Raw genomic sequence first — 15,646 nt, 5'->3', positions numbered from 1 at the left:
GTTTCCGTGTGATTGGCTTTCGAGCAGGCGCGCTGCATAGCGCGCCATGACGTCGACTTCCAGGTTGACGCTGTCTCCCACGTGATAGTCGGTCCAGTTGGTGGCCGACAGGGTATGGGGAATGAGATGCACGCTGAAGCGGGAGCCTTCAGTGGAATTGACGGTGAGCGAGGTGCCGTTGAGCGCGACGCTGCCCTTGCGCGCGACAAAACGGGCAAGCTCGGTTGGCGCCTCCAGACCGAAGGTGATCTGGTCTCCGATCTCCGTGCGCTCGACAATAGTGGCGAGCCCATCGATGTGCCCGGTGACGATATGGCCACCGAGTTCGGCACCGACGGCCAGCGACCGCTCGAGATTGATCCGCCGGCCCTCGCGCCAGGACCCGATCGCAGTGACGGCAAGGGTTTCCCGCGCCGCGTAAACGTCGAACCAGCGTTTGTTGCCTTGGCGGCCCTTGTGGGTCACGGTGAGGCAGATGCCCTCGCACATGATCGACGCGCCGAGGTCTATGCCCGCGGGGTCATAGGCTGTCGCGATGCGCAGCCGACGCCCTTCAGGGTCGTCCTCGACCCGATCGAGGATGCCGATATCGGTGATGATTCCAGTAAACATGAAGGCTCAAGCCCATTCGAAGGTGCGCAGTCTATCGCACCCAAGCTCGACCCGATCAACCTCGGAAAGACCCAGCTCGCGCAAACGCTCCGGCAATGACGAGTGAACAGTCGCGCGTACACCGCCTGCGCCGATGGCAACGGCCCCCTCGAGCAGATGGTAGCGGTCGACGAGTCCCTCCTCGAGCAGCGCACCGGCCAGCGCCGCGCCGCCCTCCACAAGAACCGAAGACACCCCCATTCTGGCCAGGGCGCCGAGCGCCTCGCGCAGTCCGGGCCGCCCATCGGTGCCGCGCACGGCAAGCACCGCAATCCCATCATCAGCCGCAGGGGGGGGCGCAGAGTCTGCAATGACCACAGTCTCTTGCGGAGCATTTTTCGCAAACAGATTCAGGTTGGCAGGCAGCTCATGGCGCCCTGAGAACACGACGCGAAGCGGCTGCCTGTCCTTTAGCCCGGCCAGTCGCACAGAGAGCCTGGGATTGTCCGTGCGCGCCGTTATTCCGCCCACGGCCACGGCGTCGGCCATGGCCCTTTGCATATGCGTCCATGCGCGCGCAGCCTCCCCGGTGATCGGGACATTGGGCGCGTCGGGCCGGCCGATATAGCCGTCAGGTGAGACCGCCAGCTTGACCGAAACGAAGGGACGTCCACGCCGCATACGTGAAAAGAATCCCTCATGAAGTGTTTCGACGCTGGGGAGGGCCACTCCGACATCCACGATCAGCCCGGCGTCGCGCATTCTTGCGATGCTGGTGCCGGCGGTCCGGGGGTCGGGGTCCTTGGCGCCGCAGACCACACGCGCGACGCCCGCGGCGATCGTCGCGTCCGCGCAGGGGGGCGTCCGCCCCCAGTGAGCGCAGGGCTCAAGCGTGACATAAAGTGTGGCGCCCCGCGCCGCCTCGCCTGCCAATTCAAGCGCCAAGACTTCGGCATGCGGGCGTCCGCCTGGCGCTGTGACGCCCCGGCCCACCACCCTGCCCTGCGCCACGACAATCGCACCCACGGTGGGATTTTCTGCCGTCGTGCCCCTGTAGGGCATGGCGAGACGCGCGGCTGCATCCAACCAGCGCAGGTCCTGCCTGCCGATGGCTGTCACGCCTCGCCTTCGGGATCGCGCTCAGCTGCGGTTTCCGCCTCGACAAGATCGGTGAGAAACGACTGGAAGTCGTCTGCACTCGAGAAATTCTTGTAAACGGAGGCGAAGCGCACGAACGCGACGTCATCGAGCTCCTTGAGCCCGTCCATAACATACTCACCGATTTGCTCGGACGTGACTTCCACATCGCCCAGGCTTTCGAGCTGCCGGACCACGCCCGAGATCATGCGCTCGGCAACCTCTGGATCGACCTGGCGCTTGCGCAACGCGGTGGTCACCGAGCGCGAGAGCTTCTCGCGGTCGAAGGGCACCTTGCGGCCAGACTTCTTGACCACCGTCAGGTCGCGCAGCTGCACCCGCTCGAACGTAGTGAAGCGCCCGCCGCAGCCGATGCAGATGCGGCGGCGGCGGATTGCATTCGAATCTTCGGTCGGACGGGAGTCCTTGACCTGGGTTTCGTCATTTCCGCAATAGGGGCAGCGCATGACCCTGCCTTGCTAGCTGTAGATGGGGAACGCCCTGGTCAATTCCATGACCCGGCCCTTGACGTCCGCCTCGACCGATCCGTTGCCGTCTTCCCCGTTCGCGGCCAGCCCGTCGAGCACCTCGACCATGAGCTCACCCACGAGCTGGAATTCCTTGTCGGCAAAACCGCGAGACGTCGCAGCCGGGGTCCCGACACGAATGCCTGAGGTGATCGCAGGCTTTTCCGGATCGAATGGAACGGCATTCTTGTTGCACGTGATGTGCGCGCGTTCCAGCGCCGCCTCGGCGGCCTTGCCCGTCACTTGCTTGGGCCGGAGATCGGCGAGCATCAAGTGGTTGTCGGTGCCACCGGTCACGATATCCACCCCGCCTCTGACAAGGGCATCGGCCAGCGTCCGGGCATTGGAGACAACCTGATTGGCATAAGCTTTGAACTCGGGCGTCAGCGCCTCGCCGAACGCAACCGCCTTGGCTGCGATCACATGCATCAGCGGCCCGCCCTGGATGCCGGGGAAGATCGCCGAGTTCACTTTCTTGGCCACGTCCGCGTCATTGGTGAGGATCATTCCGCCGCGCGGCCCGCGCAGAGTCTTGTGCGTTGTCGTCGTGCAGACATGGGCATGGGGGACAGGATTGGGATAGACGCCCGCGGCGACGAGCCCGGCCACATGGGCCATGTCGACCAGCAGATAGGCACCCACTTCATCGGCGATCTCGCGGAACGCAGCCCAGTCGAGCACGCGCGAATAGGCCGAAAAGCCTGCTACGATCATGGCGGGGCGATGCTCGAGGGCGAGCGAGCGGACTTGATCCATATCGACCAGACCGTCCTGCTTGCGCACGCCGTACTGGACGGCATTGAACCACTTGCCGGACTGGTTGGGGCGCGCACCATGGGTCAGGTGACCGCCAGCGTCCAGGCTCATGCCCAAAATGGTATCGCCCGGCTTGACCAGCGCCTGGAACGCGCCCTGGTTGGCCTGGGAGCCAGAATTGGGCTGCACGTTGGCAAACGCGGCCCCGAAAAGCTCCTTGGCGCGATCGATGGCCAGCTCTTCGGCGATGTCGACGAACTGACACCCACCATAGTAGCGGCGGCCGGGATAGCCTTCAGCGTATTTGTTGGTGAGCACCGACCCCTGCGCTTCGAGCACTGCCCGGGAAACGATGTTCTCGGACGCAATCAGCTCGACTTCGGTCCGCTGACGCGTGAGCTCGTCACCGACGGCCGCTGCGACCGCGGGGTCAGCCTCGGCAAGCGTGCGCGTGAAAAAGCCCGGAAAGGACATCGCTGTTTCGGTGGCGCTCATCGGCAGACCTCGACCGTTGGGATTGTCGTGTGAAGAAGCGCGCTTCGCTTAACACAGCCCTGCCCGCGAATCCAAAACAAAGATGCCGCACCGAGCCGCTTCCCATAGGGCTTCTGACACACCGGTTGAGGGCCAGGCTAGCGCTGGCCGGAACCGGGGGCGGCGCCAAGACGCCGGCGCAGCTTGGCCAGCGCAACCGTCTTCATCTGAGCCTGGGACGAACTCGCCGGGGCAATGATTACCACCTCCACGCCGGACGCCGAATCGATGGCTGCGACCCGGACCTGGGCACCCATCGGCCTGAATTCGAAGAGAACTTCTCGGGGGCCGCTCGATGAGGTGGTCACGCGGGCGGCTCCCTAAGGAGTCAGGAAATTATTTCGGGGAAGTCCACTCGACCCTCGGCGTCGAAATCATAGACGTCGTCGCGGAAGCTCACGACACCGTTCCGGTTCGCCCAGGCGGTGAAATAGGTCGTGAGAATCGGTACCGGATTGCTCACCGACACGTCCTGACGGTCCCCTGATGCAAATGCGGTGTTGACCGAAATGATGTCGTAGTTGTTCTCGCGCAGGATCCAGGCGACGAACGCATCCACGTCCGAAACGCGCACGCAGCCCGAGGAATGGAAGCGGGCCGACTCAGTGAACAGCGCGCGCTGCGGGGTATCGTGCAGATACACGGCGTGCGGATTGTGGAAGTTGATCTTGACGTGCCCCATCGAGTTCTCGGAGCCGGGATCCTGACGCAGCGTGTAATTGACCGCCTCGTTGGTCGACCAGTCGATCTGCTCGGGCGGGATCTCGTTCCCGTTGCCGTCGAGAATACGGATGTTGTACTCGGCGAGGTAATTAGGATTGTCGTTCATCAGCTTGATGATATCGCGCTCGATGATCGACTTGGGCACGGTCCAGTACGGATTGAAGTTGATCTCATGAATCCGGCTCTGAAGGATCGGAGTCTGACGGTCGATCCGGCCGACCACGGCCGTATGCCGACGCGTAACCTGCGCGGCCTCAACCGCCTCGATGGTTGCGGCCGGGATGTTAACGTTGACGTAGCGGTCGGCCTCTAGATGACCCTCGAGACCGCGCACACGCTGGAGATTGAGCTCGAGTTGCCGTAGCCGCTCGGCGGCGGGAACCGACATCGCCCAATAGGTCGGCTCATCAACGATCCCTGTAATCTGCAAGCCGTGGCGGGCCTGGAACCCCTTGACCGCCACGTCCACGGGCGCGTCGAACAGATCGGACACGCCCTCCTCCTGCGCAAGGTCGCCAGTGTACATCAGGAACGTGCGAAGATCGCGCACAGGCCGAGTGTTGGAGCCAAGCTGCAGCTCATAGACGTTGGTCTCCAGCGCGGGCCAGCCACCATTGGCGACGAGCCGCTGATAGTATTCAGCAACGCGCTGGAGATTGTACTCGGTATCGATCGAAATGATCGGGTCGGTGCCACCAATCGCCTCCATGGCGATTCGGGAATTGGCTTCGCGATCGGTCTCGCGCAGCACACGGCTGGTCGCGAACGACCCGAAGATTGACGCATGCGCCGCCGAAGGCAGGACTGCTCCGCCCGCCGCCATAGCCGCAAGAAGCTTGAGTGCATGACGCCTGTTGGTCGTGGCCATGGTTTAACACATTCCTCTTGTCACCGAACTGAACCTGGATTGGCGGCAGATATATCTATTGCCGTCCCTTTTGCACCAATGGCTTGCCGGTCTCAACGCCCCTTCAACAGGGTTTGACCGATTCCACCCTCGGCTGCTTTCCAGATGCACCAGCGGCTATAGATTATTTGCGGCGCAAATAAGAAACGCCGGACGAGCGCCCGGCGTTTCCAAGTCGATGTGGCGTACGTGCAACAGCCGAGGGTATCAGAGCTTGTAGAGAATCTGGTCGACCCAGAACCGCTCCAGTCGCGACAGCGCGGTGTTGAGCCCCGAGAACTCTGATTCGCCGAGCCCGCCGACCTTCTCGATTGAGTTGAGGTGGCGATCGTAAAGTTCGTCGATCACTTCCGCGACTTCCTCACCCTTGGGCGTCAGACGGATGCGCACCGACCGGCGATCGGTCTTGGAGCGCTCCTGGAAGATGTAGCCCATATCAACCAGCTTCTTGAGGTTGTACGAGACGTTGGAGCCCAGGTAGTAGCCGCGAGTGCGCAGTTCGCCTGCCGTTAGCTCGCTGTCGCCGATATTGAACATGAGCAGTGCCTGCACCGGATTGATATCGTCCCAGCCCATGCGGTCGAACTCGTCCTTGATCAGATCGAGCAACCGCCGGTGCAGCCGCTCAACGCGCGAGACTGCCTCGAGATACAACGGCTTCAAACTGTCTTGCCGTTCAGATGAACCTGCCCTCGCCGCGGAAGTGTTGTTAGCCATCGGTTTTGCCTCACTGTAAAAATTCGCACGATTTTTCGTGTCTGTATGGGCAATCTAGCCACGCCCACATAAGAACGGTTTAAGAGACAGCCTTAACTTTATCTTACGGGAAAACTTGGGTTTTTTTGGTTTTCGAGACGTTACTACGCGTACGAATTCTGTAACCTTTACAGCCCGTGAACGCGGCGCTGACCGCGGGTTTCCATGCGCGCTCGGGGCTTGCGCCAAGCCTCGCCGACGCTCCGATTCTCCCTTCGATATGGGATTGGGCGTTAATCGCCGGCGCGTCTGACCGACGCCCTGCGCGCAAACAGCAGCAGGGCTATGGTTGCCAGCAAGAGGGCAACTTTGAAGATAAATCCGATCAAAGACGTCCCAACCAGTGACGGTGCGGCAACGAAAAGCACCACTTCGGCCAGCAGCGATCCGCCAAAGATCACCGCGCCCCAGACCGACTGTATCCACAGCCCCACAGCGGCAAAGAGTCTTGCAATGCACAGAACCGCGAGCATGGCGAACCCGGACGCGCCCAGCGCTGTCACCGGGCTGGCACCGCCCGTGCTCACGCCCAGAAGGCTCATGGCATCCCCCAGGCCCAGAAGCAGGCTCGCTAACGACAGCAGCCGTGCGCCCTTGTCGGCCGGTTCTGCGCGCAAATCCATGGCGGATCCCCCTTGCGCCAAGAGCTATAGTGATTTGGCCGGTGCCGACAAGACCCGTTGGCTTGATCGGGCCAGTGCTGGTAGAGACGATGGCAAAGCTGATCGGAGACCAATATTGACCGGACCACACACAAAGCATGACATGAGCTTCCTCGCCGGACGCCGGCTGCGCCGTCCGCGCATGGCCGGCTGGAGCCGCGCGCTTGTCCGTGAAACCCAGCTGTCGCCCTCGGACTTCATCTGGCCGATCTTTGTGATCGAGGGCACAAATGAGCGACAGCCGGTCGCCTCCATGCCGGGCGTGGACAGGCTCACGATCGATCTGGCCGTCGCCGCGGCGCGCGAGGCCCGTGCCGAAGGCATTCCCGCACTCGCGCTCTTTCCCAACACCGATCCGGCCCGACGCACCGAAGATGGGTCAGAGGCCACCAATCGCGACAATCTGGTGTGCCGGACGCTCTCGGCTATCAAGGAGGCCGTGCCGGAGATCGGGCTCGTGGCCGACGTGGCGCTCGACCCTTACACCACCCACGGCCATGATGGCGTCATGGCCGGCGAGGAAATCCTCAACGACGAAACCGTCGATATCCTGACGCGGCAGGCGCTGGTCCAGGCCCAGTCGGGTGCCGACATCATCGCGCCCTCGGACATGATGGACGGGCGCGTTGCCGCCATCCGGGAAGTCCTCGACGACGAAGGCTTCGAGAAGACGATCATCATGTCCTACGCCGCCAAGTACGCGTCCGCATTCTACGGGCCGTTTCGCGAGGCAGTCGGCTCGGGCGCCCGGTTGCGCGGCGACAAGCTGAGCTATCAGATGGATCCGGCCAACCACGAAGATGCCGTGCGCGAGATCGAGCAGGACATCGCTGAAGGTGCGGACTGGATCATGGTCAAGCCCGGCATGCCTTATCTCGACATCTGCCGGATGGCCAAGGACCGCTTCGATGTGCCGGTCTTTGCTTACCAGGTCTCCGGCGAGTATGCGATGATCAGCTTTGCTGGGGCCGCCGGCGCCATCGACCGGGAAAAGGCGATGGCTGAGAGCCTTATGGCTTTCAAGCGCGCCGGATGCTCGGGCATCCTCACCTATTTCGCGCTGGAGATGGCCCGCGAGCTCAATCGGTAACCCCGTTGGCCTTGCATCGGCGGCATGAAAATCCAATCTGTTGCCGAAAGTTACAAGGATCACACAATGGCAAGCGATTTTTTTGGGCGCACGATGCGGGACAACCTCCCTACCCCCGCTGACTCCCCCGCGCTCTTTGAGAGCATCCTCTCGCGGAGGGTCTTTGCTTTCATCATCGACTGCGTGATTGTGGGGGCCTTGACGGTTGCCGGACTCATCGCCGCCGCTATCCTTGGAATCCTCACCCTGGGCCTTGCGTGGCTGACCTTTCCTCTGGTCGGCCCGCTTATGCTGGTGCTCTATTACGCGCTGACCCTGGGCTCTTCGTCTCGCGCAACCTTCGGCATGCGCGCGATGGATATCGTGCTCACCCCGACCCGGGACACGCCGCTCAATGGCTGGATGGCGATGATCCACGTTGTGCTGTTTTGGGTCTCGTGTTCTTTGCTCACTCCTTTCGTGCTGCTGCTGGGCTTGTTCACTAGCCGCCGCCAGCTGCTTCACGATTTCGTGGCAGGCGTACTCATGGTGCGACGTTCGCCCATGGAGCGGCGGTGGGCAGCAGGAACGGGCCCGACCATCGAGGCTTGATCCGCCCCCAAATGTCGACCTCGCCTATGGCCGCTGTTGCGGGTCGTTTCGTCGAGGTCTAGATTGCAGCAAGGGTCGCGGTCGGAGGGACCCCAAAAGGTCGACAATGGATCACACGCCCGAAAGTGCTCAGTTCTATCTGACAGCGCCTACACCCTGCCCCTATCTCGAGAACCGGCAGGAGCGAAAGCTGTTCACCCATCTCAGCGGACGGCGGGCCGGTGCTCTGCACGGGCTGCTGTCCGATCACGGCTTCAGGCGCAGCCAGAACCTCATCTATCGCCCTGCCTGCGTGGATTGCGATGCCTGCCAGTCCGTGCGCGTGGTCACCGATCAGTTCGTGCCTGCCAAGCGTCACCGCCGGAACCTCAGGCAAAACAGCGACATTGCCTCGCAGTCCTGCACACCCATCGTTACCGCCGAACAGTATGAGCTGTTCCAGCGCTATCTGGCGGCCCGGCATGACGGGGGCGGAATGTCCCAGATGAGCTACTTGGACTATGAGTTCATGGTCGAGGATACACCGGTCGACTCCATCCTCGTAGAGTACAGGTTTTCGTCGGGCGAAGACTCGGGCCGGCTGGTCGCCGTCGCGCTTACCGACGTCATGGGAGACGGGCTGTCCATGGTATACAGCTTCTTTGACCCGTCCATGCCCGCCCGTGGCCTCGGCACCATGATGATCCTCGACCACATCGAGCGCGCACGCGCGATGCCCGGGCGGCGCCTTTACCTGGGCTATTGGGTCGAGAGCTCCCGCAAGATGGCCTACAAGGCCTCGTTCCAGCCATTGGAAGTCCAGCGCGGGGCGCAGGGATGGCGTCGCCTGTCTGTCGATCGGCAGGGAAACGACAGCTAGGTCGTGCGCGGGTTCATGTCTCTCATGATCGTTGCTTTACGCGCAGCTTGGGTTGCAGGATGCGCTCTGCTGGCGGGCTTTGCGGTCGCCGCTGCGCTGGGCTTCGTGCACCCCGTGCTCGACCTCTTCAACCACCTTCAGCCACTGCTGCTCTCGGGGCTGATCGCGGTTCTGGTGTTGTCCGCCCTCATGATCCGCGCCGAGCCCTGGCGCGCGCTCGTCCTAACGATTGCTGCCACAGGCGTGGTGGCCTCCTCGATGATCTACATCCCGGAGGCCGTTCGCGGATGGAACGCAGGCATGGATGAGCAGACACCGGACTCCACGGTCTACCGGCTGGTCACCTTCAATGTCTTCGGTCGGAACGAAAGGCCTGAGCTGATCCTCGATACACTGGATACCATCGATCCGGATATCGTCGCTCTGCAGGAATACAGCCCCCAGGTTCGGCGCGCGATCCACACAGAGCTGACCGAGCGCTTCGACCACTTCCAGTATTGCGTCGGGGGCCAGCGCGCCTTTGTCGGGCTTTATTCCAAGCTGGCGTTCGAGCCGCTCTCCCAGGATGCCTGCTCGGCCAGCGCCGTCAGCACGGACCGGACCGCGCGGATCATGGTGCGGTTCGATCCCGAGGCCTCCCGGGCTTTTTCGCTGGCCACCACCCACAATGACTGGCCCGCGCCGATCACGCGCCAGACGGCCCAGTTCGCCGCACTGGCCGATGCGCTGGTGGGCACGCCGGACCCGATCATCATGGTGGGGGATTTCAACTCCACCCCCTGGTCTTATGCGCTGCGCGGCTTCGTCGATACCGCGGGCCTCAGGCGGCACACCTACAACCGTCCGACCTTTCCCGCGCTCTGGCATTATCTCGGTGCCTGGCGGCCGGCACTGCCCATCCTGCCGATCGACCACGTGCTGACCCGGGGCGGCCTGTCGGTTCATTCGATCGACACTGCTGCCCCCTCAGCCAGCGATCACCTGCCCATCGTCGTCACCTTCTCGGTGCCTGCGAGCTGACGCGCGCCGTCAAGCCAAAGCTGCCGGCCTCGCAAAAACGCCTCAACACAACTTCCTGAACGTTTCAGTTTCTCTGCCACCGGAGCAGGAAGCGCTCTATCCCGAAAACCGGTTGTTGCGTGGGAATCCTGGAGGGGGCTGACGGCCAGCCTGCGCCCGTTCACCGAGCCATTCGGTCAGGTCACCCATGGATTTGGTGAAGTTGCGTCCCGAACTGTCGGTCCAGGTCAGCCCTGTCTCGGAACTGAACACCCGGGCATCGGAAATACCGCCGTCCTTGTACTTTTGCAGCCGCACGCCCTTGCCGCGCGTCATCTGCGGGACCTGGTCGATCGGGAACACCAAAAGCTTTCGGTTCTGACCGATGACGGCGACCATATCGCCCTCTGCCGGCACCGATATACGCGCCTCCACCTTGCCCGAGACGTTGAGGGCCTGCTTGCCCTTTCGGGTGTTGGCCACCAGATCGTCCTGGGCAACGAGGAAGCCATTGCCGGCGTCGGACGCCAGAAGCCGCCTCTGGCCTGGCCGATAGATGAACAGGTCCACGATATCGCGCCCCTCCTCGATCTCGACCATGATGCGGACCGGGTCGCCATGGCCGCGCCCCCCCGGAAGCTTGTCGGCGCCCAGTGTATAGACACGTCCGTCAGTGGAAAGCATGAGCAGCTTGTCGGTCGTTTCGCACTGGAGAGCCAGCTTGAACCGATCATCGGCCTTGAAGGCCAGGGTCGACAGGTCGTTGCTGTGGCCCTTGAGCGCACGAATCCAACCCTTCTCGGAAAGAATGATCGTGATCGGCTCGCGCTCGATCATCGCGGTCTCGATATCGGCAATGTCGGTGTCGGGGGCATCGGCGAAGGTGGTGCGACGCCCACCCACCGGGTGGCGGCTGCCGTCAGCGGCGAGCTTGGGATAAGAGGCCCGCAGGACTTCCACCTGTTTCCGGATCTCGCCCCATTGACGCTTTTCCGAGCCCAGCAGCGTCTCGATCTGCTGTTTTTCGGCGCTGAGCTTGTCGTGTTCGGTGCGGATCTCGATTTCCTCGAGCTTGCGCAAAGACCGCAGCCTCATGTTCAGGACCGCTTCTGCCTGAACGTCCGTCAGGTTGAACCGGCTGATCAGTTCGGCCTTCGGCTCGTCCTCCTCACGGATGATCCGGATCACCTCATCGAGGTTGAGATAGGCCACGAGATAGCCGCCGAGCACTTCCAGCCGGTGCTCGATCTGTCCCAGCCGGTGCCGCGAGCGCCGGACCAGCACCACCTTCCGATGCTCGAGCCACGCCCGAAGGACCTCGCTGAGGTTCATCACGCGTGGAATCAAGCCGTTGTCCAGAACGTTCAGGTTCAGCGGAAACCGCGCTTCGAGATCCGTGAGCTTGAACATGGACTCCATCAGCAGCACCGGATCGACGGTCCGGGACCTGGGCTCGAGAACCAGCCGGATATCCTCTGCACTCTCGTCTCGCACGTCCTTGAGAAGCGGAAGTCTGCGCGCAAAGATCAGTTCGGCGATCTTCTCGATCAGGCGCGACTTCTGGACCTGATAGGGAATTTCGGTGATCACGATCTGGTAGGTGCCGCGGCCATTGTCCTCGGTGTCCCACCGGGCCCGCACGCGGAACCCGCCCCGGCCCGTCGTATAGGCCTGCTCGGTGGCCGCCGGGTCGTTGACCAGCACACCGCCGGTCGGGAAGTCAGGACCAGGGATGAAGCGGATCAGGTCGCTGGATACCGCCGTCGGGTTTTCGAGCAGATGGAGCGCCGCGTCGCAGATCTCCGACACGTTGTGTGGCGGGATGGAGGTGGCCATGCCGACCGCAATACCGCTTGAACCATTTGCCAGCAGATTGGGAAAGTTGGCCGGCAGGACGATCGGTTCCTCGTCTTCCCCGTCATAGGTCTTTCGGAAGTCGACCGCGTCCTCACCGATCCCCTCGAGCAGGCGTGAAGCAACTTCCGTCATTCGGCTTTCGGTGTAGCGCATGGCGGCCGCGCCATCGCCATCGACCGAGCCGAAATTGCCCTGCCCGTCAACGAGCGGATAGCGCACGGCGAAATCCTGCGCGAGCCGCACCAGCGCATCGTAAACCGACTGATCACCATGGGGGTGGAACTTGCCGATCACGTCGCCCACGATACGGGCTGACTTCTTGTAGCCCTGTCCCGGGTCGAGCTTGAGCAGACGCATGGCATGCAAGATGCGCCGGTGAACCGGCTTGAGCCCGTCGCGCGCGTCGGGCAATGCCCGCTGGGTAATCGTCGAGATCGCGTAGGAGAGATATCGTTCCTCGAGCGCCTGCTTGAGATCGACGATACGCTCACTTCCCGCAGGGGGATCGATGATGTCGGCCATGGTGTGCGTGCTCGTGGTTGCGTTCAGCGAATCATGTGTGGGCTAGAGTGCCCGACAGTCTGGATATCAGCCAGTCCCGGGTCGGCGGCGGCTCGATCTGACGGGGCGTCCAGACGTGCCTATCGAGGAAATGCCCCGTCAAGGCGAATGCGGCAGCCAGATCATCGGCGCCCGGCTCCACATCGTCGATCAGAAAGGCAGGCAGCCGCAGAAGTCTGTCGAGATAGGGTTGAGCCGCCTCGGCCGAAACCGCGCGCCCGGACTTGGGTGAAACATGTGTGAGGTCGGTGTCAACACCCGTGGCCGCGCAGGAGTAAAGATCGAGCCCGAACCCGAGCTCTTCGAGAAGGTAGAGCTCAAAGCGTGCCAACGCAGCGCCGAGATCGGGCTCGGAGCGCTCCCGTTCCATGAGGTCGATCACCTGACCGAGCAAGCCGTCGTGAGGATCGCGTTCCGGCAACAGTCTGAGATGGTCCGAGAGCAACTGACTGAGATAAAGCCGGGGCCGGTCGGCGATGATCTCCGCGGCCCGCGCCCGCGTGACTTCCACGGTGAACTGACCCAGATGATCTTCGAGCCGCGCCCGCCAGACGAGCTGTGCGGAATTTCCCGGCTGGAGGAACGCGGACTGCTTGCGGGTCCGCCCGCCGCGCACCAGCCCCAGGCACCGCCCGCGTCCGGGGACCATCGCCTCCACGATAAGGCTGGACTCACCGTGCCGGCGGACCCCGATGATGAGCCCCTCGCCGGTCCATTCCATGTCACTTGGTCCAGTCGAGGCCCATTTCCCGATAGCGCTCGGGATCATCGGCCCAGTTGGCGCGCACCTTGACGAACAGGAACAGGTGCACAGGAACCTCGAAGAGCTCCATCATCTCGGCCCGCGCCTCGGCGCCGATCGTCTTGATCGTCTGGCCCTTGGCCCCGAGCACGATCTTCTTGTGCGTGTCCCGGGTTACATAGATCACCTGGTTGATCTTGTAAGACCCGTTGGCCTGGACCTCGAACGCCTCGGTTTCGACGGTTGCCTGATAGGGGATCTCGTCGTGAATGCGGATGAACAGCTTTTCGCGCGTCACCTCGGAAGCCGTGAGGGCCAGCGTGAGATCCGTCAGGTGCTCTTCTGGGAAATGCCATTCCCCCTCGGGCGCCTGGGCGGCACACCAGTTCACCACATGCTGCGCGCCGTCGCCGTTGAGCGCCGAGATCATGAACGTGGTCTCGAACCGTACCTTCTCGTTGAGCTTGCTCGAGAGCTCCAGAAGCGTTTCCCGGCGTACCCTGTCGATCTTGTTGAGCACCAGCACCTTGGGCTGACGGATCACGTCGAGCCCGTTAACCAGAACCTCGATCTCCGGGGTCAGCCCCTTCTGGGCGTCCACGATCAGCGCGACCATGTCGGCGTCCCCTGCCCCGGTCCATGCCGAATTGACCATGGCGCGGTCAAGCCGCCTCTTGGGCTGGAACACGCCCGGCGTGTCGATGAACACGAGCTGATCCCGACCCGTGGTCAGGACGCCCCTAACCTGGGCGCGTGTCGTCTGCGCCTTGTGGGTGACGATCGAGACCTTTGCGCCCACAAGAGCATTGAGCAGCGTCGACTTCCCCGCGTTCGGAGCACCGAGCAGAGCCACGAAACCGCAACGGGTGGGGCCGGCGCCAGAAGCCTCAGTCATCGATCCGTCGTCCATACGACCTCCCGCATCAGGAATTTTTCGGCGGCCTGATGCTCCGCCAGTTTCTTTGATGCCCCGGTCGCGGATTCCGTGGGATATCCGCGCACCTCCACCGAGATCGTGAAAACCGGAGCGTGATCCGGGCCTGACCGAGCGGTCAGAGAATAGGTCGGCGGTTCGAGCCCCTGGGCCTGAGCCCATTCCTGAAGCGTGGTCTTTGCATCGGCGCGCTGCGCATGGGCGAGATCGAGATCATCGCCGAACATGCGGGACACGAACTCATAGGCCGGCTGCAGGCCACCATCGGCGAAGATCGCACCTATCAGGGATTCGCAGACATCGCCCAGAATGGCATCCTTGTCCGCGCCCCCTGTACGGGCCTCGCTGTCGCCCAACCGCAGGAAGGCACCAAGCCCGAGCTTGCGGGCCACGCGCGCACAGCTCTCCTTGCGGACCATGCTATTGAGCGTGCGCGACAGCTCGCCCTCATTGGCCAGGGGCATCCGGTTGCACAGGAGATCGGCAACCACGAGCCCCAGCACCCTGTCGCCCAAAAACTCGAGCCGCTGGTAGGATTCGCGAGTACGACGCGATGGCGCCACGGCGCTAGAATGAGTCAGCGCGCGCTCGAGCAAGGTCTGGTCTGAGAAGCTGTAGGCGAGCCGCTGCTCGATCTGTTCCTTTTCCTTGGCTCTCATGCTCAATCGTATACCGAGGTAAACATGCGATCCCAGCGAACGCTACCGGGCCAGCGCCATATCTGCCAAGGCGGTATGTTGCCCTCGATCGAGAAGAAGCGCCACTGGGCCTTTCCGACGAAATTCTCGAACGGCACGTAGCCCACCGAATTGAGCGACCTGCTGTCGAGCGAGCGGTCGCGATTGTCACCCATCATGAAGTAGTGGCCCGGGGGAACCTGATAGGCGGCGGTGTTATCGAACTGGGCGCTGTCGGACACTTCCTGGATCGTATAGCTCACCCCGTTGGGCAGCGTTTCGCGATAGGCGGACACTGGCAGGGTCAAGCCGTTGCTGTCCACGTCCTCGATCCGGCCGATGGACTCGCGTTCGACCGGTTCGCCATTGATGTGCAGGATGCCCTCGATGACCTGTATCGTATCACCGGGCAGGCCGATGACGCGCTTGACGTAGTTGTCGGTCTGGGGAACTGGCCTGAAGACCGCCATATCGCCGCGCTCGGGCGTGTTGCCCAGCAAGCGACCGCGAAAGGGCATCTCGGTGTAGGGCAGCGAATAGCGCGAATAGCCGTAGCTGTATTTGGACGCGAGGATATAGTCGCCGATCAACAGGTTGGACTGCATAGAGGCAGTCGGAATCGAGAATGGCTCGAAAGCCAGCGTCCTGAACACCAGTGCGATCAACAGCGCCTGGACCAGGATCACCACGGTTTCCCGAAGCTCCCCCTTGCCGGACTTCTTCTTTTTGTCAGTTTCCGACAT

Annotated in this window: 16 protein-coding genes and 1 pseudogene; 4 read left to right on the top strand and 13 right to left on the bottom strand. The window is 62.6% G+C overall.

The genetic code is table 11. The annotated features are described in order from the left end of the window. Window positions 1-3: 3 nt before the first annotated feature. From EO136_RS18775 to EO136_RS01505, 8 genes and pseudogenes are all read right to left on the bottom strand, one after another. A pseudogene (locus EO136_RS18775) lies at window positions 4-612 on the bottom strand (riboflavin synthase); the annotation flags it as partial. A gap of 6 nt (window positions 613-618) precedes the next feature. Then, window positions 619-1,710, bottom strand: a complete 1,092-nt coding sequence (gene ribD, locus EO136_RS01535; RefSeq protein ID WP_127142711.1) for a bifunctional diaminohydroxyphosphoribosylaminopyrimidine deaminase/5-amino-6-(5-phosphoribosylamino)uracil reductase RibD — start codon at window positions 1,708-1,710, stop codon at window positions 619-621. Continuing rightward, window positions 1,707-2,195, bottom strand: a complete 489-nt coding sequence (nrdR, locus tag EO136_RS01530) for a transcriptional regulator NrdR (RefSeq protein ID WP_127142710.1) — start codon at window positions 2,193-2,195, stop codon at window positions 1,707-1,709. Before nrdR ends, ribD begins: the two co-directional genes overlap by 4 nt. A gap of 12 nt (window positions 2,196-2,207) precedes the next feature. Continuing rightward, window positions 2,208-3,506 carry a serine hydroxymethyltransferase gene (glyA, locus tag EO136_RS01525; RefSeq protein ID WP_281280365.1) on the bottom strand — a complete coding sequence of 433 codons (1,299 nt, stop codon included), beginning with the start codon at window positions 3,504-3,506 and terminating at the stop codon, window positions 2,208-2,210. A 137-nt stretch (window positions 3,507-3,643) separates the two neighbouring features. Continuing rightward, window positions 3,644-3,853, bottom strand: a complete 210-nt coding sequence (locus tag EO136_RS01520) for a DUF6898 family protein (RefSeq protein WP_127142709.1) — start codon at window positions 3,851-3,853, stop codon at window positions 3,644-3,646. 20 nt (window positions 3,854-3,873) lie between these two features. Then, a complete protein-coding gene (locus EO136_RS01515) occupies window positions 3,874-5,136 on the bottom strand; it encodes a L,D-transpeptidase family protein (protein ID WP_127142708.1) in 1,263 nt (420 codons plus the stop codon). Window positions 5,137-5,382: 246 nt separating this feature from the next. After that, window positions 5,383-5,892: a transcriptional regulator LdtR gene (gene ldtR / locus EO136_RS01510; RefSeq protein ID WP_127142707.1), complete on the bottom strand. Its 510-nt coding sequence runs from the start codon at window positions 5,890-5,892 to the stop codon at window positions 5,383-5,385. 272 nt (window positions 5,893-6,164) lie between these two features. Beyond that, window positions 6,165-6,554, bottom strand: coding sequence for a DUF6163 family protein (locus tag EO136_RS01505; RefSeq protein ID WP_127142706.1), 390 nt, complete (start codon window positions 6,552-6,554; stop codon window positions 6,165-6,167). A 142-nt stretch (window positions 6,555-6,696) separates the two neighbouring features. Here EO136_RS01505 and hemB point away from each other — a divergent pair, with 142 nt between their 5' ends. The 4 genes from hemB to EO136_RS01485 all read left to right on the top strand — a co-directional run bounded on the left by hemB (window position 6,697) and on the right by EO136_RS01485 (window position 10,153). Continuing rightward, window positions 6,697-7,683, top strand: a complete 987-nt coding sequence (gene hemB, locus EO136_RS01500) for a porphobilinogen synthase (RefSeq protein ID WP_127142781.1) — start codon at window positions 6,697-6,699, stop codon at window positions 7,681-7,683. A 24-nt stretch (window positions 7,684-7,707) separates the two neighbouring features. After that, window positions 7,708-8,274 (top strand): RDD family protein, encoded by a 567-nt coding sequence (locus EO136_RS01495; protein WP_127142705.1) that lies wholly within the window; start codon window positions 7,708-7,710, stop codon window positions 8,272-8,274. Window positions 8,275-8,380: 106 nt separating this feature from the next. Beyond that, window positions 8,381-9,133 carry an arginyltransferase gene (locus EO136_RS01490; RefSeq protein WP_127142704.1) on the top strand — a complete coding sequence of 251 codons (753 nt, stop codon included), beginning with the start codon at window positions 8,381-8,383 and terminating at the stop codon, window positions 9,131-9,133. A 24-nt stretch (window positions 9,134-9,157) separates the two neighbouring features. After that, on the top strand, window positions 9,158-10,153 hold the full coding sequence (locus tag EO136_RS01485; protein WP_164730388.1) for an endonuclease/exonuclease/phosphatase family protein: 996 nt from the start codon (window positions 9,158-9,160) through the stop codon (window positions 10,151-10,153). Between the two features lie 96 nt (window positions 10,154-10,249). Here EO136_RS01485 and parC read toward each other — a convergent pair whose 3' ends face one another. From parC to lepB, 5 genes are read right to left on the bottom strand one after another with little or no spacing between them, the layout of a single operon-like run. Next, the gene (gene parC, locus EO136_RS01480) at window positions 10,250-12,511 is read right to left on the bottom strand and encodes a DNA topoisomerase IV subunit A (RefSeq protein WP_127142702.1); all 2,262 of its coding nucleotides are present in this window, start codon (window positions 12,509-12,511) and stop codon (window positions 10,250-10,252) included. A gap of 31 nt (window positions 12,512-12,542) precedes the next feature. Further along, window positions 12,543-13,271, bottom strand: coding sequence for a DNA repair protein RecO (recO, locus tag EO136_RS01475; RefSeq protein WP_127142701.1), 729 nt, complete (start codon window positions 13,269-13,271; stop codon window positions 12,543-12,545). A gap of 1 nt (window position 13,272) precedes the next feature. Next, a complete protein-coding gene (era, locus tag EO136_RS01470) occupies window positions 13,273-14,202 on the bottom strand; it encodes a GTPase Era (RefSeq protein WP_164730387.1) in 930 nt (309 codons plus the stop codon). Next, a complete protein-coding gene (gene rnc / locus EO136_RS01465; protein ID WP_127142699.1) occupies window positions 14,184-14,885 on the bottom strand; it encodes a ribonuclease III in 702 nt (233 codons plus the stop codon). The genes era and rnc overlap by 19 nt, the downstream gene beginning before the upstream one ends. 2 nt (window positions 14,886-14,887) lie before the next feature. Continuing rightward, window positions 14,888-15,646: a signal peptidase I gene (lepB, locus tag EO136_RS01460; RefSeq protein WP_127142780.1), complete on the bottom strand. Its 759-nt coding sequence runs from the start codon at window positions 15,644-15,646 to the stop codon at window positions 14,888-14,890.

Source organism: Pelagibacterium montanilacus (assembly GCF_003992665.1).
In the GTDB taxonomy this organism is placed as follows: Bacteria; Pseudomonadota; Alphaproteobacteria; order Rhizobiales; family Devosiaceae; genus Pelagibacterium; species Pelagibacterium montanilacus.
This window is presented reverse-complemented; position numbering and strand designations above follow the sequence as displayed.